The organism is Acinetobacter sp. YH12218, from assembly GCF_013417925.1.
GTDB classification, from domain to species: domain Bacteria; phylum Pseudomonadota; class Gammaproteobacteria; order Pseudomonadales; family Moraxellaceae; genus Acinetobacter; species Acinetobacter amyesii.
Window position 1 is genome coordinate 66,448 of the sequence record NZ_VPDB01000006.1, and the last position, 25,412, is coordinate 91,859.

The 25,412-nt window shown below is 39.7% G+C and carries 20 protein-coding genes and 1 tRNA gene; 11 read left to right on the forward strand and 10 right to left on the reverse strand.

Annotated elements, in window-relative coordinates; all coding sequences use genetic code 11:
* Positions 1-46: 46 nt before the first annotated feature.
* Both FTV03_RS03060 and queA read right to left on the reverse strand, forming a co-directional pair.
* Complete coding sequence (locus FTV03_RS03060; protein WP_111885816.1) at positions 47-1,075, reverse strand: hypothetical protein; 1,029 nt, start codon at positions 1,073-1,075, stop codon at positions 47-49.
* Positions 1,076-1,096: 21 nt separating this feature from the next.
* The gene (gene queA, locus FTV03_RS03065) at positions 1,097-2,137 is read right to left on the reverse strand and encodes a tRNA preQ1(34) S-adenosylmethionine ribosyltransferase-isomerase QueA (protein WP_111885815.1); all 1,041 of its coding nucleotides are present in this window, start codon (positions 2,135-2,137) and stop codon (positions 1,097-1,099) included.
* Positions 2,138-2,315: 178 nt separating this feature from the next.
* On the opposite strand from queA, the gene FTV03_RS03070 reads away from it, so the two are divergent.
* A tRNA-Leu gene (locus FTV03_RS03070) sits at positions 2,316-2,402 on the forward strand.
* A gap of 192 nt (positions 2,403-2,594) precedes the next feature.
* Complete coding sequence (locus tag FTV03_RS03075; RefSeq protein ID WP_306669770.1) at positions 2,595-3,596, forward strand: integrase arm-type DNA-binding domain-containing protein; 1,002 nt, start codon at positions 2,595-2,597, stop codon at positions 3,594-3,596.
* A 300-nt stretch (positions 3,597-3,896) separates the two neighbouring features.
* Here FTV03_RS03075 and FTV03_RS03080 read toward each other — a convergent pair whose 3' ends face one another.
* The 3 genes from FTV03_RS03080 to FTV03_RS03090 all read right to left on the reverse strand — a co-directional run bounded on the left by FTV03_RS03080 (position 3,897) and on the right by FTV03_RS03090 (position 7,681).
* A complete protein-coding gene (locus FTV03_RS03080) occupies positions 3,897-4,385 on the reverse strand; it encodes a hypothetical protein (protein WP_180039866.1) in 489 nt (162 codons plus the stop codon).
* A 202-nt stretch (positions 4,386-4,587) separates the two neighbouring features.
* Entirely contained in the window at positions 4,588-4,995 is a 408-nt protein-coding gene (locus FTV03_RS03085; RefSeq protein ID WP_111885813.1) for a hypothetical protein, read from the reverse strand.
* Between the two features lie 451 nt (positions 4,996-5,446).
* Positions 5,447-7,681, reverse strand: a complete 2,235-nt coding sequence (locus FTV03_RS03090; protein ID WP_180039868.1) for an NADP-dependent isocitrate dehydrogenase — start codon at positions 7,679-7,681, stop codon at positions 5,447-5,449.
* A gap of 1,122 nt (positions 7,682-8,803) precedes the next feature.
* On the opposite strand from FTV03_RS03090, the gene FTV03_RS03095 reads away from it, so the two are divergent.
* The 7 genes from FTV03_RS03095 (at position 8,804) to FTV03_RS03125 (ending at position 18,380) form a co-directional block, all read left to right on the forward strand.
* Positions 8,804-10,105, forward strand: coding sequence for a sensor histidine kinase KdpD (locus FTV03_RS03095; protein ID WP_180039870.1), 1,302 nt, complete (start codon positions 8,804-8,806; stop codon positions 10,103-10,105).
* 92 nt (positions 10,106-10,197) lie between these two features.
* On the forward strand, positions 10,198-12,957 hold the full coding sequence (glnE, locus tag FTV03_RS03100) for a bifunctional [glutamate--ammonia ligase]-adenylyl-L-tyrosine phosphorylase/[glutamate--ammonia-ligase] adenylyltransferase (RefSeq protein ID WP_180039872.1): 2,760 nt from the start codon (positions 10,198-10,200) through the stop codon (positions 12,955-12,957).
* 18 nt (positions 12,958-12,975) lie between these two features.
* Positions 12,976-13,902 carry a branched-chain amino acid transaminase gene (locus FTV03_RS03105; protein ID WP_078191262.1) on the forward strand — a complete coding sequence of 309 codons (927 nt, stop codon included), beginning with the start codon at positions 12,976-12,978 and terminating at the stop codon, positions 13,900-13,902.
* Between the two features lie 84 nt (positions 13,903-13,986).
* Positions 13,987-14,880, forward strand: a complete 894-nt coding sequence (locus tag FTV03_RS03110; RefSeq protein ID WP_180039874.1) for a mitochondrial fission ELM1 family protein — start codon at positions 13,987-13,989, stop codon at positions 14,878-14,880.
* An 87-nt stretch (positions 14,881-14,967) separates the two neighbouring features.
* Positions 14,968-16,437, forward strand: coding sequence for a phosphoethanolamine transferase (locus tag FTV03_RS03115; RefSeq protein WP_180039876.1), 1,470 nt, complete (start codon positions 14,968-14,970; stop codon positions 16,435-16,437).
* Between the two features lie 138 nt (positions 16,438-16,575).
* Complete coding sequence (locus FTV03_RS03120) at positions 16,576-17,385, forward strand: polysaccharide deacetylase family protein (RefSeq protein WP_078194168.1); 810 nt, start codon at positions 16,576-16,578, stop codon at positions 17,383-17,385.
* A 2-nt stretch (positions 17,386-17,387) separates the two neighbouring features.
* On the forward strand, positions 17,388-18,380 hold the full coding sequence (locus FTV03_RS03125) for a glycosyltransferase (RefSeq protein ID WP_180039878.1): 993 nt from the start codon (positions 17,388-17,390) through the stop codon (positions 18,378-18,380).
* Here FTV03_RS03125 and FTV03_RS03130 read toward each other — a convergent pair.
* The gene (locus tag FTV03_RS03130) at positions 18,377-19,048 is read right to left on the reverse strand and encodes a hypothetical protein (protein WP_180039880.1); all 672 of its coding nucleotides are present in this window, start codon (positions 19,046-19,048) and stop codon (positions 18,377-18,379) included. The two genes, FTV03_RS03125 and FTV03_RS03130, sit on opposite strands and share 4 nt — an antisense overlap.
* 102 nt (positions 19,049-19,150) lie before the next feature.
* Here FTV03_RS03130 and FTV03_RS03135 point away from each other — a divergent pair, with 102 nt between their 5' ends.
* Complete coding sequence (locus FTV03_RS03135) at positions 19,151-19,819, forward strand: GDSL-type esterase/lipase family protein (protein ID WP_180039882.1); 669 nt, start codon at positions 19,151-19,153, stop codon at positions 19,817-19,819.
* A 30-nt stretch (positions 19,820-19,849) separates the two neighbouring features.
* Here the strand turns inward: FTV03_RS03135 and FTV03_RS03140 are convergent, their stop codons facing one another.
* Positions 19,850-20,893: a polysaccharide pyruvyl transferase family protein gene (locus FTV03_RS03140; RefSeq protein WP_180039884.1), complete on the reverse strand. Its 1,044-nt coding sequence runs from the start codon at positions 20,891-20,893 to the stop codon at positions 19,850-19,852.
* Positions 20,894-21,017: 124 nt separating this feature from the next.
* Here FTV03_RS03140 and FTV03_RS03145 point away from each other — a divergent pair, with 124 nt between their 5' ends.
* Complete coding sequence (locus FTV03_RS03145; RefSeq protein WP_180039886.1) at positions 21,018-21,980, forward strand: hypothetical protein; 963 nt, start codon at positions 21,018-21,020, stop codon at positions 21,978-21,980.
* Here the strand turns inward: FTV03_RS03145 and FTV03_RS03150 are convergent.
* From FTV03_RS03150 to aspS, 3 genes are all read right to left on the reverse strand, one after another.
* On the reverse strand, positions 21,977-22,201 hold the full coding sequence (locus tag FTV03_RS03150; protein WP_067767767.1) for a hypothetical protein: 225 nt from the start codon (positions 22,199-22,201) through the stop codon (positions 21,977-21,979). The genes FTV03_RS03145 and FTV03_RS03150 overlap by 4 nt on opposite strands.
* 125 nt (positions 22,202-22,326) lie before the next feature.
* Entirely contained in the window at positions 22,327-23,193 is an 867-nt protein-coding gene (locus FTV03_RS03155; protein WP_180039888.1) for a lysophospholipid acyltransferase family protein, read from the reverse strand.
* Between the two features lie 315 nt (positions 23,194-23,508).
* Positions 23,509-25,293 carry an aspartate--tRNA ligase gene (gene aspS, locus FTV03_RS03160; protein WP_180039889.1) on the reverse strand — a complete coding sequence of 595 codons (1,785 nt, stop codon included), beginning with the start codon at positions 25,291-25,293 and terminating at the stop codon, positions 23,509-23,511.
* Positions 25,294-25,412: the final 119 nt, after the last annotated feature.

The following is a 25,412-nucleotide window of genomic DNA, read 5'->3' on the forward strand; positions in this document are numbered from 1 at the left end:
ATCCTCAAGATAAAAGGTCGTAAGTTAAAACATTATTGTATGAAATCTATTTTAAAAACTGCGTTAAATCGTTTTTCAAATTTTCTAAAGCATTTAATTTAAAGGTTCTGAGATGTCCACGCAATGTCGAAACATCCTGAATTCGTTTTGCTTTACTACTGACTTTAAATAAATCTGTAGAGCCAAGATAGCACATTATTCGGTGGCTCGGATGAAATAGCAGATCACCTTCACGGTTTTGAAAAAAATCCGCTAGTCGGAGGACAAATCCCGGGCTGAGTAATTTAGCCATTTCCATTTGGTTATCGCCATAAAACTTTAATTTTTGATTGGTTTGAATGTCGCTGCTATGCCAAGGAAAACTATAGGGATAGCCAAAGTTTTTACCTGTTGCAGATACGGCTAGTCCATGGATGCCAATATCAAAAACAAATACGCCCCACAGGTCTTTATGAATTTCTTTCACCGTGACTTCATCACCGTCTTTGTCACGTACTTTCAGTTCATTCACATAGTGATAATGAAAGACCATGACTTGATGCTGTTGCTGATTTTCGTCTTCCCAAACGGTGCTCGCGAAGGTCTGAATATCATTCGAAAGGCTGCCTTGTTTAAACACGGGGAACATACGTTTAAGATTGCCAATAAATTGTAGATTATTCAGTGGCATCGAAATGTATTGAGGCTGTCGGTTAAAAGCCAATTGGTATTTTTTTGCGATGCATTCGGTTTCCAAAAACGCAATAACATCTTCGAGCGGGTCATCTTTTTCATAGCTAATATAAGCCCAGAACACCATGGCCAACCCCGCAGCAAAGCAAAGCTGTGCCCAGCCATGATCGGGCTGAATCACGATGAACAGCATGAAGCCGATACCCAACGCAGCTAAAGCTAGGGGGAGTAAATTTTCAAATTTGAGTGTAATGGGAGCATTCCATGGATGCAGTCCATCGAGGAGCTCTTGGTGTGTTTTGGCGTTTCGGCCTATATCCCAGAGCCGAGCGATATTCTGAAAAACCACAGCATTCTTCTTACGACGAATATGGATGGAGTGCTTTACAGAATCGATCGGCATAGGGATGATTTCGGCGTAATTTTATTTGTGGTTAATATTATCAATTAACATCGCATCACCATAACTAAAGAAGCGATATTGGCTTTCGACGGCATGGTGATAGGCATTCAAAATATTGTCTCGATTAGACAACGCTGACACTAACATGAGCAAGGTAGATTCAGGTAAATGGAAGTTGGTAATTAAACGATCGACTACTTTGAACTCATAACCTGGGTAGATAAAGATTTGTGTATCACCAGTCCAACCCTTGAGTTCGCCGCCATTGGCTTGAGCGGCACTTTCAGTCGCACGAGTCGCTGTAGTACCGACAGCAATGACTTTATTGCCACGTGCTTTTGTCTCACGGATTAAAGCCATAGATTCTTCTGATACGTCACACCATTCGCTGTGCATGATGTGATTTTCAATGTCATTGGTGCGCACGGGTAAGAATGTACCAGCACCCACATGCAAGGTAACAAAGGTTTTATTTACGCCTTTGTCTGCCAATTTTTTGAGTAGCGCTTCATCAAAATGTAAGCTTGCTGTTGGTGCTGCAACTGAAGCCAATTTGGTCGGATCGTTAAAAACAGTTTGGTAACGTTCGGTATCAATCGCTTCTGCTTCACGGTTAAAGTAAGGCGGAATCGGTAAAGCACCGTATAAATCTAAAACTTGTAAAATAGGCTGTGAAAATTCCACAACAAATAAGTTTTCATGACGGCCTTGAACGGTCACTTTAACTTCGTCTGGACCAATAAATAATTCCGCACCTTGTTTAGGCGTATTGCTGGCTTTAATGTGGCAATGTGCGGTTTTCGGGTCAAGAATACGTTCAACTAAGACTTCAACTGCACCACCAGTTGCTCGTTTGCCTTTTAAGCGGGCTTTCATCACTTTGGTATCGTTTAGTACCAATAAGTCACCTTCATTGAGCAAGTCTAAAATGTCAGTGAAATGATGGTCGTGATATTCACCATTGATGTCGAGATGGAGCAGGCGTGATGCACTACGTGTTTCAAGCGGATAGCGGGCAATGAGTTCGTCGGGGAGATTGAAGTTAAAGTCAGAAAGTTGCATGTTAAGAAATCTGAAAAGGGGATAATGAAATTTGGCTTAGTATAAGCTTTTTTAGGTTTTAACGCTGAAATTGATGGATTATCCATCTAAAAATTCTTATACGGTTTATTTTTAATCAAATGAGAACATCATGCGTTGACAAGTTTTTGAAACAGTTTATTATACGTTTCAACACCTTCCCGAGGTGGTGAAATTGGTAGACGCGGTGGATTCAAAATCCACTATCAGAGATGATGTGTCGGTTCGAGTCCGACCCTCGGGACCAAAATTCTAAAAAACCCCAAGCTTATTAAGACTTGGGGTTTTTTATTGCCTGAAGGAAATCAATGATTTACGTGCACTTTGCGTGATATTTCATGCTTTTACATAGTGCCTTTTTAGTACCTTTTTGTGCTCTTGCCTTCAATAATAAACATCCATATAAACATCCAGAATACAAAGCTGGATGTCTAAAAGTATGGCGCGGTTAGTTAAGCCTTTAACTGTGACTCAAATTGAGTCTTCTCAACCCAATTCCAAAGACTATACATTATGCGATGGTGATGGTTTGTACCTTCGGATAAGGAAGTCTGGGACAAAGACGTGGATTTTCCAATACAAGAATAAGCAGGGATCTCGTGTAGTTGTTACGATTGGAAATTATCCTCAATGTAAATTAGCTTTTGCTCGTGAAAAAAGACGAGAGTATTTGACTCTTCAAGCTGAAGGCATTGATCCGAAGGAGTACTTGGAAAAGCTAGAGAGCACTCAAAGCAGAAACTACTCCCTAGAAAGCATCATTAGAACTTGGCTTGATTTGTATGCTGTTAAGAAGCCTTTAGATGAAGAAACCAAGAAAAAGAGATTGAGAAAATTTGAGAACCATCTATTTCCTCATATTGGTAATTTTCAGATCGAAGATGTTAAGCCAAAAGATCTTCGTATTACCTTAAACAAAATCTATGAGACCAGTGCTGATAATGCTCAGAGAATAAGGGCTTATCTAGTACTTATCTTTAGTTATGCCGTTCAGTATGGATACATTGAAGTAAACCATGTAAGAGAAATGGAGAGCCTCGATCTTACTGCACCTAAAAATCACAGACCAGCTTTACCTCTTCTTCGTCTCCCTGAGCTACTAGCACGAATCAAAGCTGACACAGGTGATGAAATGACAAAGCTTTGTTTGGAGTTAAGTTTACATATCTTCATACGTTCATCCGAACTAAGATTTGCAAGATGGGATGAAATCGATTTTAAGAAGAAGCAATGGATAATTCCTGCGAAGCGAAACCATGTCAACGGAGTTAAGCATTCAGATCGTGGCTCAAAAATGAAAGAAGCACATATCATCCCACTATCTGATCATTCGATAAGACTGTTTCAGGAGGTGAAAAGGTTGGCAGGGACATCGGAGCTGATCTTTCCAAGTTCTCATAGTAATGTGATATTCATTTGTGAGAATACCTTTAATAGCTAATTAAGACGCATGGGGTACGATACTCAAACAGATATATGCTTCCATGGTTTTAGAGCTATGGCACGCTCAGCGTTAGGAGAGTGTGGGTTATTTCAAAGAGATGCTATTGAGAAGCAAATGAGTCATCAGGAGCGAGATAAGGTTGTGGGTGCTTACACTCATGTTGCAGAGTATCTGCATGAGCGTAAGCGTATGATGCAGTGGTAGAGCCAATACCTGATTGATATTGAAGCTAAAGGGTATGTAGCTCCTTATGATTATTCTAACTCTGAGAGCTTTACTTGATACATCGTATAACTCTTAGAATAAGGATGGATCAATATCATTTTCTAGGACGTTGTCCTGATCTTCAGGTTTGAGTCTATACATTACATCAAATATCTTTTGGTTCTCTTTAGGAACATGCCTGCGATATTGATCAACACATGTTGAGCAAAAAACATCTGCAGGAGGTGTGTCTGTCAAGATGTGACGGTCTTGCTTGAGCCCTCCTGTACCCCACATTGTGCAATAGCTATCTTGACCGTTCCAAATATGCATTTTGTTTTTGGTGAGCTTGAGTTTATTCACTAATAAAATGAAATCAAAGTTATCTGTGGTTTTTGTCCAGCGCAGTAGATCAATGCTCCCATGGATAGCAATTTTGTTCAAAAAGTCGCTAGCATCTATTAAGTGTTCGTGGGTCATATTATGAATCCACTGTTGTCCATTGATGGAGTATCGAATTGAATATTGGTCTTTATTAGGTATCAAACTTAATTCAGATTTAATGATTGTTGTACGAGTCATAGTTCTACTTTTTTTGTTGTGGGAATTCGATCCCGATCCCTCCAAGCATACAAGAAGATTTTAGCATTTGAAAGTTTTTATTATTGTAACTTGTTGAAATGTAAATACTTACTTAAGTGAGTAAGTACGTGCTTGAGTAAGTACGCACCTATAATGAACTGATTTTTCACAATGAATGCAATTTTTTGGAAGCTTAAACTTACTACTTAATAATCTTAAGACCAAAAACATCAAGCATAAACATGTCAAGTTGACGTGTGGTTTGGAAGTCGCATCCGATACCTGGAGGAGATGGTTTCCCTTTTAATGGTTTTGTTGGGGCGTATGCTCTTGGAATCGAATAGTCATTGTAATTTGAATTCTTTCCAATAAATGTATTGTTTACACCTATCGCAGTTTCTACAGCATCTTTATAGATAAGGTCTGAAACCAAAATATGATGGTCTGTTTGACGACGAAGAATATGAACATATGGCTTTACAGAAGGGTGAGATAGTCTGTAAACATAATCAATCAGTCTTTGCTCGTCTTTGTATTTCTTATTGTATTCATCTTTGAACCCATAGAATTCTTTGAGATGTTCTCTAATTTCATTATCTGTTAATTTCATGATTTTCCCTTGTCTGAATTTTGTAGGGACACATTACGCTCTTGTCAACTACTTAAAACGTGGAAAGGTGAATAACCAATTTTCATTGACTCTACATGTGTCAGGTAGCGTATATATTTGATTATGCTTATCGTAGATAGGCGACAAATCTTTTTTATCAATTGTGTCAAATTAGCCTATTTGTGAATTTTTATGATGTTAAATCAATTGTTTATGTCTCTTATTTTGTGTAATTACAATTTTAATGTGTATTGAATTCTTTATATTGAATAATTTTATATAGCTATAGTTGAATGAAAAATCCTAACCTTTGATAACTCACATTCATAAAATTTAGAGCTAAGTATTAAATGAAATAGTTGGCATAACACTATATAAATTGGGGTATAAAAAAACCAGCGCCGAAGCGCTGGTTTTTTACATCACTAACTCGCGTTAGTTTTGCATCAACTTATTGAGCAGCTTCAAGAGCAGCATTTAAAGTTGCGCTTGGACGCATTACAGCATTTACTTTTGCTGTATCTACAGCGTAGTAACCACCGATGTCCGCGGCTTTACCTTGAACTTCAGCAAGTTCTGCAACGATTTTTTCTTCGTTTTCAGCAAGTGCTTGAGCAAGAGGAGCGAATTTCGCTTTAAGCTCTGCATCTTCGTCTTGCGCAGCAAGTTCTTCAGCCCAGTATTTAGCAAGGTAGAAGTGGCTGCCACGGTTGTCAAGTTCGCCAGTACGACGTGATGGAGATTTGTCGTTATCCAGCAGTTTGCCTGTTGCAGCATCTAAAGTCTTCGCCAGAAGTTTCGCTTTCGCGTTGTCTTCTTTGATGCCCATTTCTTCTAGAGAAACAGCAAGCGCCAAGAACTCACCTAAAGAATCCCAACGTAAGTGGTTTTCTTCTACAAGTTGTTGTACGTGTTTAGGCGCAGAACCACCGGCACCAGTTTCATACATGCCGCCACCAGCCATTAGAGGCACGATAGAAAGCATTTTCGCAGAAGTACCCAATTCCATAATCGGGAACAAGTCTGTGAGGTAATCACGTAGGATGTTACCAGTTACAGAAATTGTATCTAGGCCGCGAGCAACACGTTCAAGTGTATAACGCATAGCACGTACTTGAGACATGATTTGAATGTCTAAACCAGTAGTGTCGTGCTCTTTCAAGTAAGTTTGAACTTTCTTGATGAGTTCGTTTTCGTGTGGACGGTACGGGTCAAGCCAGAAGATCGCAGGCATGCCTGAGTTGCGTGCACGAGTCACAGCAAGTTTCACCCAGTCACGGATTGGAGCGTCTTTCACTTGGCACATACGCCAGATATCGCCTTCTTCTACGTTTTGTGACATCAACACTTCACCAGTTTCTAGGTCAGTGATGTTTGCAACACCCGCTTCAGCGATTTCAAAAGTTTTGTCGTGTGAGCCGTATTCTTCAGCTTTTTGCGCCATCAAACCAACGTTTGGAACTGTACCCATAGTACGTGGGTCAAAGTTACCATTCCATTTACAGAAATTGATCATTTCTTGGTAGATACGCGCGAAAGTAGATTCAGGCATTACAGCTTTAGCATCGTATTGTTTGCCATCAGCACCCCACATTTTACCACCCGCACGGATCATTGCAGGCATAGATGCATCTACAATTACGTCGTTAGGTGAGTGGAAGTTCGTGATGCCTTTTGCAGAATCAACCATTGCAAGTGCAGGACGGTGTTCTTGGCAAGCATGTAAGTCAGCAATGATTTCTTCACGAAGAGAAGTCGGAAGAGTTTCAATTTTTTCGTAAAGACCAGACATACCATTGTTGATGTTAATACCTAACTCATCAAACAATTTGCCGTGTTTTTCGAATGCTTCTTTGTAGTAAATCTTCACACAGTGACCGAAAACGATTGGGTGAGACACCTTCATCATGGTCGCTTTTACGTGTAGAGAGAACAAAATGCCTGCTTCTTTACAGTCATCTAATTCTTTTTCATAGAAGTCGCAAAGTGCTTTTTTGCTCATGAACATTGAGTCGATGATTTCGCCGTCTTGAAGCGCAACTTTTGGCTTAAGAACAACAGTTTCACCAGACTTAGTGATCAATTCCATTTTTACATTGCGAGCGCGGTCCAAAGTCATAGACTTTTCGCCGTGGTAGAAGTCACCTTCGTCCATGTGAGAAACGTGAGTTTGTGACCACTGTTTCCATTCGCTCATAGAGTGCGGATGTTTCTTCGCGTAATTTTTTACTGCAGTAGGCGCACGACGGTCAGAGTTACCTTCACGAAGTACAGGGTTTACAGCAGAACCTAGGCATTTGCTATAACGCGCCTTGATTTCTTTTTCTTCCTCAGTCGCTGGGTTTTCTGGGTAGTTCGGAACTGCAAAACCTTTGGACTGTAATTCTTTAATGCAAGCAGTTAATTGGCCAACTGAAGCACTGATGTTCGGAAGTTTGATAATGTTTGTGCTTGGATCTTGGGTTAATTGTCCAAGCTCTGCCAAGTTATTTGGCACCTTTTGTTCTTCGCTTAGATAGTCTGAAAATTCAGCGAGTACACGTGCTGCAACTGAGATATCGCGTTTAACGATTTCAACGCCAGCAGGTTTAGTAAAGGTTTCAATGATCGGCAGCAGAGAGTAAGTCGCCAATAATGGCGCCTCGTCGGTCAGTGTGTAGATGATAGTTGACTTTCCACCAGCCATATATAGCCCCTTGCTTTAGATTGTGTCTTTGAGGTCCGAGCTTGTGGCTCGCCTCTATGAACCGATTTGCTTAAATAAAACTATGAAAGTATCGGGGTTCATTGCTTTTCAGTCAACGCAAGATCCTGTGATGTGGTCATTTCGTAGAAAAATGATACAAAAGAAGTGCAGTTTGACGCCCAATTTTAGCGCAAAACCGAAAAGGGAAATATTGAAAGCTTGTTATTCATAGCTTAAAGCTATTGAACAATTAAATTTAAATCATTTTTTTTGGGCTGATCTGTTCTTTATGGCTCGTTCAAGTTTTATTTGTAAAGCAAAGCGTTTGATAGGTCAAACCGAATGCCTTAACTTTTAGGTGTAGATTTGGTGCGGAAGTTCGAAAATTAGTCAGGATTGGGGACTTTATTAAAGAACGACGTGAGTTTGATGCTCCGTTTGACTTTGAACGTTCGCGGAATGTTTATGCGATAACTTATATATCTGATGAATAAGGCATGGCTATTTTTTAGCTTCAGTCATTTGGGTGAATGAGTTCATGTACAGTAGAAGCATGAAACGAATCTTTAGCTCAGTTTAATAAAGTAAAAGCGAGCAGGTATGGTTTAACGCTCAAATGACACACACAACTGATAAAAACTAATAAATTAGTCTAATAGAAAAACTTAAAAATAGATTCATTTAGTGTAGCTGACTGAAACGAGCATCCTGATGAGCAATCTGGTCGTAGAATAATCATAAAACTCACTATTTTTTGTGATGTAGTTAAAGAAAATTAAACCCAGTTTTTTAGGTCTTATGTAAGTGAATATTTCTTTTAGTCATGTTTTTAGTTTGAATAAAACGCGAAAAGTACGATTTAAAATAAACAGTCAATAAAATTTAAATTAATTTAAGTTTCTAATTTTATTGTTTTAATTTTTGTTTTACCTTTAATGTTATGTTCTTTATAGATATTTTTATTTTCTAATTGGATGAAAGTTCGATTAAATAGCGCATTCGTAAATGATGTTTGTTTTTTTGTTGGGTTTTGTTATTGAGTGTTTGGGCTATTTTTGCTATTAATCTTGAACAGAACAGTTGGTTTTTATCTTTAAGATAAACCCTGAGGAGAGCAACGGGATGGCTTTACGTTTACTGGATATTGGTACACAAACCGAATTATTAACTGCCTGTCGTTTGTCTTTATTGATGGGGGTTTATACGGACGACAACCGCATTGCAGAATTTTTAAAGTTTGCGCGTGGTATTGTGCAAGTCGAGAATGCTGTCCTCGCATTTAAAAATGAACCTTATATATGGTATGCGTCAGAGCACATATTTAAGGCCTTTATGGCCGAAGCTGATGATGATCGTCTAGATCAGTTTTTTGCTGAACATTCTCGTATAGACCGAGACGCTGAAAATTACCAAGCTTATTCCAACTATATGCAAGAACTTGGATTAGGGCATCAGCGTCTAGTCGCTTTCGATTTAAAATATGATCAAGACTCTATTGGTAAAGTGATTTTGTTTGATGATCAAGTCACTGCATTTGAAGCCAAACAATTAAAGATCGTTGAAGAATTTGTACAAAGTCTAGTCAATATTATTCAGCTTCGCGTTGAAAATGCTGAATTAAAAGAAGCCTATGAACAGCAGTCGGCACTTAATTTTAGTAAGACTAAATTTTTCCAAATTATTGCGCATGATTTAAGAGCACCTTTTCATGGTCTACTTGGATTTTCTGAAGTTTTGGCACAGGAGCGTCATACCTTAGATGATTCGAGTGTGCAAAATATTGCAGACTATTTATATGACACCACACAATCGACGTATAACCTCTTAGAAAGCCTGTTGAACTGGGCCATGGCAGAAGGTGGTCGCTTTGTTTATCACCCGATTAATTTTGATTTACATCAGTCTGCAAAAATCGTCAGTGATGTTTTAAATAGCTTGGCTGTGAAGAAAAATATTCGACTGATCAATGCCGTGCCTGAAGGCATTAAAGTCAATGCAGATATCAATATGATCACATCAGTGATGCAAAACTTGGTGTCAAACGCATTGAAATTTACCCATACCGATGGACGAGGTGTGGTGACGATTTCTGCCGAACGAGATGGCGAACGGATTTTATTCACTATTCAAGATACTGGATTGGGGATGACCCAAGCTCAGATTGATGATTTATTTCAGCAAAAACTGACGGTTAGTATTAAAGGTACGGCAGGAGAACGTGGTACGGGGTTGGGTTTAGTCCTTTGTAAACGTTTTGTGGACTTAAATCAGGGTGAAATTGTGGTGAACTCGAAAGAAGGTGAAGGCACACAATTTAAAGTCTGGTTGCCACAGGCGACGAGCCTGCATCAAACCCTAAATACCGAGAGCAGCAGTGCACAGAAAGATGCGACCTTAAAAGATGCGACCTTAAGCGAACTTTAAAGTGCGTCTATTGGTATAAAAGCCTAAAAATACTTTTCCCTAAGCGTTATCAACTGTTATAACTAGAAAAAAATCACGCTAGGGTTTGTGAAATGAATGCGGAGCAATTGCAGAAAACATTACGTGCCAGTCAATATGCTGAACAGGTGCTCGGAATCCATCAGGCCAGTTTAGAACAAGACTATGCAATTGATCAGTTTCAAACCTCGCTCAGTACAGCACAAATTCAACATTTTGTCGCAAGCAGCCTCGCTGATATCCAAGATGAAAATAGCTGGATGCGTGTAATTCGTGTGCTGCGCGCACGTCTGATGTTCCGTTGGATTTGGCAAGATGCCAATCAACTCACCGATGTCGTTACCTTAACTCGAGAGCTTTCAGACTTTGCCGATGCGTCCATCTGTGCGGCAAAAGATTTTGCACTAAAGCCGTTGATTGCGAAATATGGCGAACCGCTAGGCTATAAGGGGAAAGTTCAAGACCTAATTGTGGTTGCCATGGGAAAACTTGGTGCACAGGAACTTAATCTTTCAAGTGATATTGATCTTATTTTTGCCTTTGATGAACAGGGCGAAACCAATGGTCGAAAATGTATCGATGTACAGCAGTTCTGTATTTTGTGGGGACAAAAATTAATTTACCTGCTTGACCATATTACGGCAGATGGTTTTGTCTTCCGTGTAGATATGCGCCTTCGCCCATGGGGTGATGGTTCTGCCTTGGCAATCAGTCATGCGGCATTAGAAAAATATTTAAGCCAGCATGGACGTGAATGGGAGCGCTATGCTTGGATTAAGGCACGTATCGTCACGGGCGGTAAAGAAGGCGCAGAGTTACTAGAAATGACCCGACCTTTCGTCTTCCGTAAATATGTCGATTACACCGCTTTCGAAGCCATGCGTGAAATGAAGGCCATGATCGAACGTGAAGTGCTACGTCGTAATATCGAAGATGATATTAAACTCGGTGCAGGCGGAATTCGTGAAGTTGAGTTTATTGTTCAAGTCTTTCAGCTCATCTATGGCGGTTCAAAACTCGAGTTGCAAGACCGTCAATGTTTAGTGAGTCTGCATCATTTAGGTGAAGTTGGATTATTAGAAAAAACCGCAGTTGCTGATCTAGAAGATGCATATTTATTTTTACGTCGCATTGAACATGCGATACAAGCGCTCAATGATCAGCAAACCCAATCGTTGCCACATGAGCCTGAACCACGCCAACGTATTTTAGATACTTTAGGTTTTGCATCTTGGGTTGACTTTTTGAATGTACTCAATCAGAAGCGTGCCAAAGTCATTTACCAATTTGAACATCTTATTAAAGAAAAAGAACCCGATCCGTTATTGGAAAGTTTTAGTCATTTAGAAGCCCAGTTGAACGATGTTCTAGATGATGATGCCAAAAATTTAATTCACGAATTTTGGTATGGACATTCGCTGAAAAAATTACCTGCCAAAGCTGTACAGCGCTTAAAAACCTTTTGGCCACATCTTATTGAGGCGATATTACAGTCAGATAAACCTCAGGTGGCCTTACTACGTCTCATGCCTTTGGTGGAGTCGGTGCTGCGCCGTACGGTCTATTTGGTGATGCTGATTGAGAGCAAAGGGGCATTACAACGATTAGTGAAAATGGCAACAGTGAGTCCGTGGATCTGCGAAGAATTGACGCATTATCCCGTGCTGTTGGACGAGTTTTTGTCGATGGATTTTGAGCTGCCAAAGCGTAAAGATTTAGAAGACTCTCTACGTCAACAACTGCTTCGAATTGAAATTGATCAAGTCGAAGACCAAATGCGTGTTCTTCGATTATTTAAAAAATCCAATGTCTTAGCAGTAGCTGCTAGTGATGTTTTGGCAGAAAGTCCGTTGATGAAAGTGTCGGATGCATTGACCGATATTGCTGAAGTGTCGGTGAATGCAACCTTGCATTTGGCATATCAAATTGTTGCCAAAAAACATGGCTATCCAATTGATGCAGAAGGGCAGCGTTGTTCGATTGATCACATGGCTTTTGCGGTGATTGGCTATGGCAAGGTGGGTGGCATCGAGCTGGGTTATGGTTCGGACTTGGATTTGGTGTTTATTCACTATATGGACGAACAAGCCGATACGGATGGACAGAAACCAATTAGTGGCTTTGAATTTGCTATGCGGGTGGCACAAAAATTTATGTCCTTAATGACTACGCAAACCCTAGATGGTCGAGTGTATGAGGTGGATACACGTTTACGACCTTCGGGAGAGGCGGGGTTATTGGTGACCAGCTTAAAAGCCTTTGAGCAATATCAACATAAAAATGCTTGGGTCTGGGAGCATCAAGCTTTAGTACGTGCCAGAACGATTGCAGGTGAGCACAGTTTACGGATTGAAATTGAAAACTTGCGCTGCAATATTTTGACTCAGCCACGAGATGAGAACAATGTTCGTGCAGAAGTGCTCAAAATGCGCCAAAAAATGAAAGACCATCTAGGTTCTTCTAAAGAGCAGCAAAAAGATGGAATTTTTCATTTAAAACAAGATGCAGGTGGTATCGTTGACATCGAATTTATGGCACAGTATGCAGTATTAGCATGGAGTGGGTCGAATCCCGATCTCGCCCATTACTCTGACAACGTACGAATCCTTGAGGATGCCGCAAGAACGGATTGCTTATCCAGCGCCGACGCGACAGCATTGATTCAAGCTTATCTCCGTGAACGAGCCGAGAGCCACCGTTTAGCACTTGCGAATCAATCCATGCAAGTTTCAGCTGACGATTGGCACGATACCCGAGTGGTCGTTTGCAAGCTATGGCAAAGATTAATTGATCCAACTGCAACGTTTGCATTGGATAAAAATGACTGTGTATAAAAATTTGGAGTGTGTGCCATGAACTTGGCTGATCGTGATGGTTTTATTTGGCAAGATGGACAATTAGTTGACTGGCGTGAGGCGAAAACTCACGTATTAACACATACATTGCATTACAGCATGGGTGTGTTTGAAGGCGTCCGTGCTTATGAAACTCCGAATGGAACGGCTATTTTCCGTTTAAAAGAACACACTAAGCGTTTATTAAATTCTGCAAAAATTTATCAAATGAAAGTCCCATTTGATCATGCAGCATTAGAACAAGCTCAAATTGATGTGGTTCGTGAAAATAAATTGGCTTCTTGCTATTTACGCCCAATTATTTTTATTGGTTCAGAAAAATTAGGTATTGCAGCAACTGACAATACAATTCATGCCGTTGTTGCTGCATGGAGCTGGGGTGCTTACCTTGGTGATGAAGCGATGGCGAAGGGTATTCGTGTTAAAACGTCTTCATTTACGCACCATCATCCAAACGTGACCATGTGTAAAGCAAAAGCATCTGGTAACTATACTTTGTCAATTCTTGCCCACCAAGAAGTGGCACATGCTGGCTATGACGAAGCAATGTTACTCGACCCACAAGGTTATGTATGTCAAGGTTCAGGCGAAAACGTATTCTTAGTTCGTGATGGCGTGATTCATACTCCTGACATCGCGGGTGGTGCACTTGATGGTATTACCCGTCAAACCATTATTACGATTGCGAAAGACCTTGGTTTTGAAGTGGTTGAACGTCGTATTACACGTGACGAATTCTATATCGCTGATGAAGCATTCTTCACAGGTACTGCTGCTGAAGTGACGCCAATCCGTGAATATGATGACCGTCAAATTGGTGAAGGTTGTCGTGGTCCAATCACTGAGCAAATCCAAACTGCATTCTTTAATGCGGTTCAGGGTAAAGACCCTAAATATGCGCACTGGTTAACTTACGTAAAATAAGCTGATCGGTTAAGATGAAAAGGCGAAACTAAGTTTCGCCTTTTTTATTGGCTTGAAGATATTGAATTTTTTTGGAACGAGACTATGCATATTGTTTATGTCAGTGATGGTAAAGCAGGACATCGCTCACAGGCTCTAGGTTTATTTAAGGCCATGCAGCGCCAATCTCAGGAAGCAGTCACATTTCAAGAAATTTCAATTGATGATTTGCCTATAGCGACACTTATTTCTGCACTGTTTAGCCATCAAGTTCATGCCGTAGAACACGTGCCAACCTATATTTTTGGCGTCGGCAGCCATACGCATTTTCGAGTATGGCTGTTAGGCAAAGTGTATAACAAAGCCAAAACCATTATTTTAATGAAGCCAAGCTTGCCGTTTGCATGGTTTGATTATGCTGTGATTCCACAGCACGATGGTATTCAGGCATCTAATAAAGTACTAACCACACAAGGTGCGTTAAATCCTATTGTAAATGAAGAGCGGCATCAGCATGGTCGAATCTTGATCGCTTTGGGGGGTTCGTCAAAACGCCATCAGTGGAATGCAGCTAAAGTGCTCCAAGCGATTGAACAGATAGTCGAGCACAATCCAAATTCAGAAATCATTTTGACCACTTCACGGCGCACACCAAAAGCGTTTTTAGCAGAACTAACGCAGTTGAAAAATATTGAAAAATTGCAGATTTTCCCAGTTGAAGACACTCCGCAAGGTTGGATTTTCGAAGAAATGCAAAAAGCCGAAGCGGTTTGGGTAACTGAAGATAGTGTTTCAATGATTTACGAGGCTCTCACCGCGGGTTGTAAAGTCGGGGTGATTGAAGTGGATCGCTTGAAGGAAGACCGGATTACCAAGTCGGTAGATGAAATTTTAAAACAAGGCTTGGTGTCGTTACAGACCACTTTAACTGATTTGAATCTCGCTACCGAATTTAAAGAAACTGACCGTATCGCCAAAAAGATTGTACTCGGTCCCTAAAGTATAGATAATACCCGACGAAAAATTTCTACCAACATTTCAGTCTAACTAGACAATGTTTGAATAATATTAAAGGGTTGTCAGGTCATGCTAAAAACCTATTTGTTTCCATTTTTGCTTTCAATTGGGTTTTGCGTTGGGTTGGGTTTTGGGGACTATTTATCTGAAGTCAAAGATGCTCCTTTATTTTTTATCTTGGTTCTTTCGAGTACGTTTTTTTTCATTGCTGTAAAACAATTACATAGTCGTATTTTTAAGTACATTTTCCTTGCGCTGTTTTTTGTCATTAGCTTGTATATTGCAAGTGGGACGGGGTTCTTACAAGGGCACATGTCTTTGGGAATCGTGGCATCGATGTTCCAAAGCAATACCAATGAAGCCTTTGAATTTTTATCTGTAGTTAATCCTAAATATATTGTTTTTGCCTTAATTATTTTTTTAAGTCTCTGTTTTTATATTTTATTTTTTAATCAAGCTAATCAGGGAAATTATCGCAAGCTGATTTTGGCACTTATCTTTATTGCTAACGGCGTCAGTGTGTTTGGTGTTCAAACTGCACTGGCGACGGTTAAATATAAACAAGAAGAGGCCAAGCTCCTTGAAGATAATGTGCAAGATGTCGATTGGCAAATTCAGCAGGTGAATGCTAGCTATGATAATCAAGTGATTATCATTGGTGAGAGTGTTCAGCGAGATCATTTATCACTTTACGGTGCGAAAGAAGATACCACGCCTTTTTTAAATCAGATGCCACTAGATGTTGTAGATCATTACATCGCGACAGCACCAAATACGGTAACCAGTCTGACTCGAACGCTGACTTTGGTCGATCAAAACCGTGAACCTCAAATTGCAAAAAATGTGGTGACGCTTGCAAAACAAGCTGGCTATAACACCATGTGGATTTCAAATCAGGGATTTATGGGGAAAAATGATACGGCAATTTCTAAAATTGCGATTCATGCCGATCATCAGTTTTTTCTGAAAAGTGGTAACTATATGTCGAGTAATATTGATGACGACAAATTGGTCGAAATATTACAGGCCCAGTTAAAAAAATATGCTAATCAAAAAAATGTAATTTTTATTCATATGATGGGTTCACATCCGGATGCTTGTGAACGTCTGTTTAAGGCACCACGTATGTATGCGAATAAACCTGAAACGATTAATTGTTATTTATCTTCGATCAATAAGTTGGATCACTTTATAGAACAGATATATACCTCTTTGAAGGCTGATCAGCGTAGTTTCAGTGTGACCTATTTTTCTGATCATGGTATGACCGTGGATGAAGATTCATATCATGTAGATAATGAATTTAAAGATAATTATCAGGTTCCATTTTTTGTATTACGTAGCGATGCGCAGGCCAAAAACCACTATAACAAGACTGTGAGTGCCTATGATTATATGCATATTTATGCAGATTTATTGGGGGTGAAAACACCATTATTAGATCCTAAAAAATCGTTGGCGAATATCGAAGACAATCAAAATGTCACCGTTTTTGATTGGGATGATTATGTGCCATATCAGTCTTTAAAAGGTCTGTAGTAATCGACTCAAGCTTATTTATATGGGGTTAAATACTGCTAACGAAATCTTTCACAATCAAGGAAATTATAGGCGTGTACTTTTAAAGCTTCAGAGCGTGTGGCAACATAGCCTGAGTGTGCTTAAAGGCTTATCCCTGTGATTTATATTGTTCTTATTCTTCTGTTATTGGTGATTGCGTTCAGCTACAAATATGCTTGGTGGAAACCTGCAGTCGATTGGAAGAAACCGCGTGTATTGATGTATCACATGGTTCGTCAGCATATTGATGGTGCAAAATTTAATAAGCTGCGAGTGAATCCTGAAGAGTTTGAAAAGCAAGTGGCGTGGATGAAGTCCGAAGGTTTTCATTTTGTGACCATGCAAGAACTACAAGACGACTGGGGAAAACACCCAGAAAAAACCGTTGCGATTACCTTTGATGATGGATATCTAGATAATTTAGAACATGCCTTTCCGATTTTAGAAAAATATCAAGCGAAAGCCACGATTTACGTGGTGGTAGATCGACATGACCGGGATTGGTCAACCTATAAGAAAGCCCATCATAACAGTGGTGAGTTAGCACGTGAGCCTAAGTTGAATGATGAGCAAGTCAAACAGTTGGCAGCCAGTGGTTTAGTCGAAATTGGCTCACATACCATGACGCATGCAAATTTAGATAAATTGAGTGATGAAGCGTGTCTTTCTGAGTTAACTCAATCGAAGCAGCAATTAGAAGAAATGACAGGAAAACCAGTACATAGTTTTGCTTATCCATTTGGAATATATTCGGAACGTGATGTCGTACTCGCAAAACAAGCTGGCTATACCAATGCTGTGACCACCATAGAAGGCATTGATGACTTCAGTCCTGATTTTATGCAATTACGTCGTATTAAAATTAGTGGTAAAGACTCGATGTTTGCAGTGAAGTTAAGACTCAAATTAGGTAAGCGAGAGGGTTGAGCATGCGTATTACATTAGTCATGGCCAGTGCTGAAGATGGTGGTCTAGAAAAGCATGTGATTGAATTGGCGAATGGGTTAAGCCAAAACAATCAGGTCAGCTTGATTGCGCATGAGCGTTTTGCTCATTTACTCGATGCAAAAGTGAATGTTGTAAAAATGGATTTGAGCGGAAGTCGGCATAATCCTTGGACAAAGTATCAGTTAAAAAAGAAAATTATTGAAACTCAGCCAGATGTATTACATGTACATGCAGCAAAAACAGCCCAATTTGTGCATGGAATGGTTAAATCATTTGCTTTCCCCTGTGTCGTAACGGTTCATGGTCAAAAGAAAAAGAATCAAATGAATCAATCATTTGATCATATTATTGTGGTGAGTGAACAGCTAAAACATCAATTGGAAAATCCATCCAAAACATCAGTGGTATATAACGGCGTTGAACTGAAGATCGTTCGTCAAGAATTTCAAAAGAATCGTAAGTTCATTGCAGTTGGTCGCTTAAATGAGGTGAAAGGTTTCGACGTTTTACTTCAAGCTTGGCAAGATATTCCTCATCGGTTGACGATTGCAGGCGAAGGGGAACAGCGTCCGTTATTAGAGCAGCTTATTCAAGATTTAGATTTATCCGATCGGGTTCAGCTCATCGGATTTTGTGAAGACATACAACAGCAGATCAGTGAGCATGAAGCACTTATCGTCTCGTCTTTACGTGAAGGTGGTCCTTACACTTTGGGTGAAGCTTTATTATTAAACCGACCTGTTTTTGGAACCTGTGTTGGGATGATGCCTGAGTTTATTTCCGAAACGTGGTTATGTGAAACGAGCGATGCCGATGCTTTACAACAACTGATCAAACGCTATTGCGCTTTGGAGCATCCTGAGTCTGTTTTTCAAGATGCATTTAACTTGGCACAGCAGCATTTAACCATCGAGCACATGCTCTTGAACACAGAACATGTATATAGGCAGGCGATTGCGAGTCAGACTGCTTAAACTTGTTTATAGTTAGTGACTTCGATGAACTTTTTAAAGAAAGGCTGAAATACTGGTGGCATGTAGGCTGAACTAATAAATTTGGTGCTTACTTCTGTAATGCCGTAAATTTTACAGAACATAATACGATGATGTCCTTGATTCAGCTTATCTTTTACGCCCATAGAACGGCATAACATGATGTGCATTGGAAAGTTAAAGTCATAACCCGAATCTTTAAAAGATTTTTCCAGTTTACTGTAGCGTTCCTGACGTTTATCTTCATCCAGCTTCCAACGGCGGCTCGTCCAGTTGTATGCCGTTTCAGGCGTTTTAATATTCCGTTCTAACGCATTTTCTGTAATGTCACTGAGTAAAATACGATAGCTATGAGAACCAAAATTTTGGCGACGAGAGCGAATTTTTTTAATAAAAGAACCAAAAAAGTTAAATAAAAAACCTTCGGTTTGGAATGCAAATCGAGTACGTACACGATCTTGCTCCAATGAAGTCACTGACTTTAAATAGATAATACAATCTTGATGCTGGTTTGCTTCACACGCTAAAAGAACAACCGCATCACAACCTAAATGATCACCTTGAAAAGAAAAATCACGCTGCGATAAAGTGATTAAGCTTTCTGGATGAACATGATAAGCTTCTGAAGATAGGCCGAAATCTGCTTGCATGTGGACTCACATTAATGAAATAAATTTGAACGATTCACGATAGTGTAACATGACATATTTTGTAGCGTATAATGCCGCATCACTGTCTTTGGAATAGGTTACATGGGCAAACCAATTCGTTACGTTGCTTTAGGAGATTGTAATACGGTCGGAGAAATAAGCAATATGGGTAATGCTTATCCAGAACGTGTTGCTTTACAACAAGATTGGGCTTTGGAAAACTATGGCTATACTATGAGTACTACTCGTGAAGGGTTACAGTTTTTTAATTTAAAAGACGTGGCTAATACAGATATTTTGAGTATTCAATATGGATTAGTTGACAGCTGGCTGACATTCAAAGGTTCACCTTTTGTCTTGTATTATCCGGATTCACCATGGCGTAGATTATTACGTAAAATAGTGAAAAAAATTAAAAAATATGCGCGAAAAATTCATTGGCATAGTTTGGTTGGGCAGGCTAATGTAGTTCCTGTTCAAGAGTATAAGAAGAATATTGCTTATATGATTGAGCAGACTCAGGCGAAATATATTTTATTGTTGGATATTGCCCCAAATAAAGATATGAGTCGTGAACCACAAACTGTGATTTATAATCAAGCTTTGCATGATTTGGCTGATGGTAAGCGTGTTTTACATATCTCGTATTATGATGAATTAAAACAAAATTTAGATTTTTATTATGATGATTCAACACATTTATCCTCTCAAGGTCAGCAAGTTGTAACGGAGGCAGTATTAGCTGCAATTCGACAAGCTGAATCACATTAAAAGAAAAGCCGCTCATTGAGCGGCTTTTTTTTAGGCACAAATTTGGCTAAAAATCTGTTCATGTTTTAACTTGGTTTGCTGATCAAAACACTGAAGTCTGAGCTTTTCTTCATCGCTAAATTTAGCCTTTGCATAAAGTTGTTCAAGACTCAGTTGTTTTAAGTCTTCCAAACGAATATGGCGATCTGTAACCTGTGCATCATTGAGCAAGTTATGCGTTTTAGAGGTGTTTGATGCAACGATCAACACTGGAATTTGCATCTGTAAACAAAAACATAAGCAGTGATAACGACCAGTGATCACTAAATCACTTTCGAGCATTTTTTGCTTAAAAGCCTGTGTGTCGTCAATACAATAATTAAAGTCTTGATAATAACGACGCGGCTTATATAGCCCAAAGGTGAGTTTAGAAAGAAGATTATATTGTTTTAATTTCTTCATTTTTTTGGGATTGTAGCCAATGGTATGCGCATCTAAGGGCAAGTTTTTGGTGATTGGATGATAGTTAAAGCGTTGCTTTTCAGCATAGGCAAATAGGGCATCACTGACATGGCTATACACCGAATCATTCACAATGACTTGAGCAGGACGTGCAGATGCTGATTCTGTTGTATGAGCTGGATTAAACTGATGACTCGAATAAAAGGTTAAATCGGCGGCATATTCACAATGTGGATGCTGTGGCTGCAACGTTGCTAAACTTTTTTTATCGCGTACATAGAGCCCATCAAAATCTTGAATCAGTTCATTCCATGACGTTGGGTTATTTTCCCAAGTGCTATTCAGCAGAAATACAGGTTTACCTTGTTGTTTGGCGATAGATCCAAGTTTGAGGAGAAACTCACCAAAAGGCGCTGCATCATGCAGTGTACCTTCTCCATTGATCAGGACAATATCGATATCTTTTAATAACTCAAGCCATTTTTCTTCAGAAATCGTTTGCCCCGTACAAAGTTGAGAAAACTTCGCATCAGGATGATTTTTCTGTATTAGACTGTACAGATTATTCATTACGACTTCGCAACCATGGTGTAGGTTGGTACGGGTATCATTGAGAATAAAAAAGTGTTTCAAAAAGGTTACCTATTGTTCAAGATCAAAATGGCATTGGAAATCATAACGTTTAATTTTGGTGGGCAAATCATTCTGCCTCATCCCTTAATATAGTGTAATAGTGATGATAAAACGATTGTTTATTGTGCGGACCCCATTACAGTTATTTAATGCCTTTGAGGCAATGCAACGGTTTCATCAAGCCGATACGCAAAATGAACTGTTAGTGGTTTATGGTTCACTGCGAGACCATCGCATGATGCAACAGATGTTACAGACACTTCAGGGCTGGGATCGTATTGTATATCAACCTTTTATGGGGTGGAAAAAGAAGTTTTATGCATTTCAGTTGAAAAAGTATTTTCCAGATCATAGTCAATATGACGATATTTTTACAGGGATGATTCAGCATATTCCACTGCATCTCATGAATACTTTAAATGCAAAAAATTATTGGTTAATCGATGATGGCAATGAAACTCGGATGATTGTGGATCATCTAAATCAGGGCACTTATTATACAAAAGATCGATCACAAGGGTTGTTCGGGATTAAACAAAACCCTGAAGTTTTAAAAAAAATTCAATTATTTACCTTGTATGACGATTTAGAAACTACGCATCCGATGACGATCAATGATTATCGGATCTTTAAACAAAACGCTCGTACGCTAGAGACAAAAAATGGTTGCGATTTAGTCATTGGTTCGAATCTTGTGGGAACATATCTTAAGTCAGAAGCTGAATATTTAAGTATTTTAAAATCGCTTAAACAGCAACTGGCCGATCGGCATTTATACTATGCGCCACATCGATATCTGAGTGAAAGTACTGTTCAAGCGATTGAAAGCATGGGCTATGAAATTTTGAAATATGATACGATTTTAGAGCTTTTTCAGTATGAGCAGGGCTGGTGTTTTGAGCGTTATTATTCGATACGTTCGACTGCTATCGACACCCTGACACAGCTTTATGGTGCAGCAGGGGCATTTATACGTTTAGATGAGTCGCACTTTGTAAATCATGCGAAATGGCAAGAATGCAATGAAATTTGGAATACAGCACAGCATGTGATCAGTTTGGAAACAACCGAGAGAGCACTGAATTAATCTTCAGTGCGATCCGCATTACCTTTCAACACCATATAAATCAAACCGACAAAGATTAATAATGCACCTGCAAGGCTGCTGACACAGAATAAAACAATGCGGTTATAGGTGGTTAAGTTAAATAATTCGTTGGCTAAAATGTAGCGCATGAACAACCATTGTACGACAGAAAAAACAATCAACACGATTGCACGACGACGGACTTCAGGACGCATAGCCATAGGAGAATCACTTAAAGTGGAAATTAAGGCTATTATGCCACTGTCGATAATCGATCTCAATTGAATAAGATTAATCCAAGCCCGTGATAAACAAATCTTAAGGTTGAGTTCTGTTCAGATCACCTTTATTTGCGGTACATATTGATGTTGCCAAAGCAGACCCGAAAGCGTTTGTAAGACCAGATATATTGTTCTGGTGCTTGGTTAATGATGTCTTGCATGGCAATGTTAAGCGTGTCGACAGAGCATTGTAAGTCTTTAGGGGAAATCTCGTCTGCTAAGGTTTGGCAATGCACATCAAAGTGCCTTAAGTTGGGTTGTCGAATACAACTTAAACCAATGACATTACATTGTATTTTTGCAGCAAGCTTTGAAACCAGTGTAATTGATAAAGTATTTTGCCCAAAAAAATTGGAATAAATGCCGCCTGAAGGCTTTGGTAAATGGTCTGGTAAAATGACTGTTAGGCCACCTTGTTTCAAATGCTTAAAAATGGCACGGATCCCTGTTTCATCTGTAGGAACGAGTGTTGCGTTAAACTTTTCGCGTGCTTCTAAAAGATATCGGTTTATACCTTTATTTTTATTCGGTTTATACATAATCATCGGTTCTGTATAGAGATTTAGCCATGCATTGAGTAGTTCCCAGCAGCCAAAATGCGGAACCACAACAATGACACCTTTTTTATTCGCAAGTGCTTCCGTAAGGATCTGTTCACCATAAATGTTTTTCAATAAGCTCAGGCTATAACTCGGCGGCATGCCCCAACATTTAATAAATTCAATATAGGTCAGGCATTGGCTGCGGATACTTTGACTGACGAGCTGTCTCTTCGCTGTCGCTGACATATCTGGGTAGGCCAGTTGAATATTGATGCTAGTGATACGTTTGATCGATGAATTAAATAGATTAAGAATAAAGGCGATCATCAAAGCCAAGTTTTGTAACAGCCAAAGTGGCAATAGCGCGATGATTTTGAATATAAAGTACATGGATCACAAGGTCTCAAAATTTACAGCATGGAATAAAATAAATTTTGCCAAGAGACCGGACTTATTCAGTGAAAAAGTACAAAAAGATCTGAATCTAAAAACAAAATAATTGGAAGTGGAAAATTGAGCTGTCCATTGCTCAAAGGATATGGTGCAACATCATAACGTAGTTGAAGCGTTTTGATATTAGCAAAGTAAATCAAATCTTTAATTTATGTTTTGTAGGTTTTCAACGACCTTTTGTTGGTCGAAATAAAAAACCCTGCTTAGCGCAGGGTTTTTTAAACCTTAAAATCTAAATCTTAAAATGTAAGATTATTTAGATTCTTCAGCTTTTGGTTTTTCACGTAAACGGATACCAAGGTCACGCAATTGGTTCGCTTCAACTGGCGCAGGCGCTTGAGTTAAAGGACATTCCGCAGTTTTCGTTTTCGGGAATGCAATCACGTCACGGATAGAAGATGCACCAGTCATCAACATCACTAAACGGTCAAGACCGAATGCCAAACCACCGTGAGGAGGCGCACCGAATTTCAACGCATTTAATAAGAAGCTGAATTTCTCTTCTGCTTCTTCTTCACCAATGCCAAGCGCTTCAAAGATCGCTTTTTGCATTTCTAGGTTGAAGATACGAAGTGAACCACCACCGATTTCAGTACCGTTCAATACCATATCGTAAGCAACAGAAAGTGCAGCACCTGGGTTGTTCTTCACTTCTTCAACGCTTGATTTTGGCAGCGTGAATGGGTGGTGAACAGACGTCCATTTACCGTCATCAGTTTCTTCGAACATTGGGAAGTCAACAACCCAAAGTGGCGCCCACTCGCAAGTTGCAAGTTTCATGTCGTGACCGACTTTAATACGTAAAGCACCCATCGCATCATTTACGATTTTCGCTTTGTCCGCACCAAAGAATACGATGTCGCCATTTTCAGCACCAACGCGTTTCAATAGATCAAGTACGATAGGCTCGATAAATTTAACGATTGGAGATTGAAGACCTTCAATACCTTTTTCAAGTTCGTTGACTTTGATGTAAGCCAAGCCTTTCGCGCCATAAATGCCAACGAATTTAGTATATTCGTCAATTTGGCTACGTGGAAGCGCGCCAGCACCTGGTACGCGAAGCGCAACAATACGGCCTTTAGGATCTTTTGCAGGACCTGCGAATACTTTGAACTCAACGTCTTGCATCATGTCTGCAACATCAACAAGTTTCAAAGGAATACGTAAGTCAGGTTTATCAGATGCATAGTCACGCATTGCGTCTGCATAAGTCATGCGAGGGAATTTGTCGAATTCAACGTTTAGAAGTTCTTTGAACATCTTAACCGTTAAACGTTCCATTAAATCCATGATGTCATCGTCACTCATGAACGATGTTTCAACGTCGATTTGTGTGAATTCAGGCTGACGGTCAGCACGTAAGTCTTCATCACGGAAACATTTCGCGATTTGGTAGTAACGATCGATACCGCCAACCATTAACAACTGTTTGAACAATTGTGGAGATTGTGGAAGTGCGTAGAAGCTACCGTTAGAAACACGACTTGGTACTAAATAGTCACGCGCACCTTCAGGAGTCGCACGAGTCAAAATCGGTGTTTCAACGTCTAGGAAACCATTTTCTTCGAAGTAGTTACGAATAAGGTTGGTTAATTTAGAACGGAAACGTAAACGATCTAACATTTCTGGACGACGAATATCGAGGAAACGATATTTCAAACGTACTTCTTCAGAAATATTGGTATTTTCGTCATTCAATGGGAATGGAGGAGTTTCAGACGCAGCAAGAACTTCAATTTCTTTGCCTAAAACTTCGATTTGACCACTCACGATATTCGCGTTTTCAGTACCTGCGTAACGACGACGCACACGGCCTGTAATTTTTAATACGAATTCTGAACGTGATTTATCAGCAGTCGCGAAAGCTTCAGGAGTATCAGGGTCAATCACTACTTGAACAAGGCCATCACGGTCGCGCATGTCAAGGAAGATTACACCACCGTGGTCACGGCGACGGTGAACCCAACCGCATAATGTAACGGTTTGGTCGATTTGGGCTTCAGTAAGTGAGCCGCAGTAATGAGTTCGCATCATAGCGTTAGAAATCCAACTATATGGGTTAAGGTCAGCGAATACGTAAACAGCGTACCGCTTTTATTCGAATAGGGGATTATGCCTCTTTTTGGCTGTTTTGTCACAAGGACTTATTGCTA

Coding starts and splice junctions, on each gene's coding strand:
- FTV03_RS03075 (WP_306669770.1), top strand. CDS start 2,595: ATGGCGCGGTTAGTTAAGCCTTTAACTGTGACTCAAATTGAGTCTTCT.
- queA (WP_111885815.1), bottom strand. CDS start 2,137: ATGCAACTTTCTGACTTTAACTTCAATCTCCCCGACGAACTCATTGCC.
- FTV03_RS03125 (WP_180039878.1), top strand. CDS start 17,388: ATGCGTATTACATTAGTCATGGCCAGTGCTGAAGATGGTGGTCTAGAA.
- FTV03_RS03085 (WP_111885813.1), bottom strand. CDS start 4,995: ATGAAATTAACAGATAATGAAATTAGAGAACATCTCAAAGAATTCTAT.
- aspS (WP_180039889.1), bottom strand. CDS start 25,293: ATGATGCGAACTCATTACTGCGGCTCACTTACTGAAGCCCAAATCGAC.
- FTV03_RS03150 (WP_067767767.1), bottom strand. CDS start 22,201: ATGGCTATGCGTCCTGAAGTCCGTCGTCGTGCAATCGTGTTGATTGTT.
- FTV03_RS03155 (WP_180039888.1), bottom strand. CDS start 23,193: ATGTACTTTATATTCAAAATCATCGCGCTATTGCCACTTTGGCTGTTA.
- FTV03_RS03110 (WP_180039874.1), top strand. CDS start 13,987: ATGCATATTGTTTATGTCAGTGATGGTAAAGCAGGACATCGCTCACAG.
- glnE (WP_180039872.1), top strand. CDS start 10,198: ATGAATGCGGAGCAATTGCAGAAAACATTACGTGCCAGTCAATATGCT.
- FTV03_RS03115 (WP_180039876.1), top strand. CDS start 14,968: ATGCTAAAAACCTATTTGTTTCCATTTTTGCTTTCAATTGGGTTTTGC.
- FTV03_RS03095 (WP_180039870.1), top strand. CDS start 8,804: ATGGCTTTACGTTTACTGGATATTGGTACACAAACCGAATTATTAACT.
- FTV03_RS03105 (WP_078191262.1), top strand. CDS start 12,976: ATGAACTTGGCTGATCGTGATGGTTTTATTTGGCAAGATGGACAATTA.
- FTV03_RS03080 (WP_180039866.1), bottom strand. CDS start 4,385: ATGACTCGTACAACAATCATTAAATCTGAATTAAGTTTGATACCTAAT.
- FTV03_RS03130 (WP_180039880.1), bottom strand. CDS start 19,048: ATGCAAGCAGATTTCGGCCTATCTTCAGAAGCTTATCATGTTCATCCA.
- FTV03_RS03135 (WP_180039882.1), top strand. CDS start 19,151: ATGGGCAAACCAATTCGTTACGTTGCTTTAGGAGATTGTAATACGGTC.
- FTV03_RS03090 (WP_180039868.1), bottom strand. CDS start 7,681: ATGGCTGGTGGAAAGTCAACTATCATCTACACACTGACCGACGAGGCG.
- FTV03_RS03060 (WP_111885816.1), bottom strand. CDS start 1,075: ATGCCGATCGATTCTGTAAAGCACTCCATCCATATTCGTCGTAAGAAG.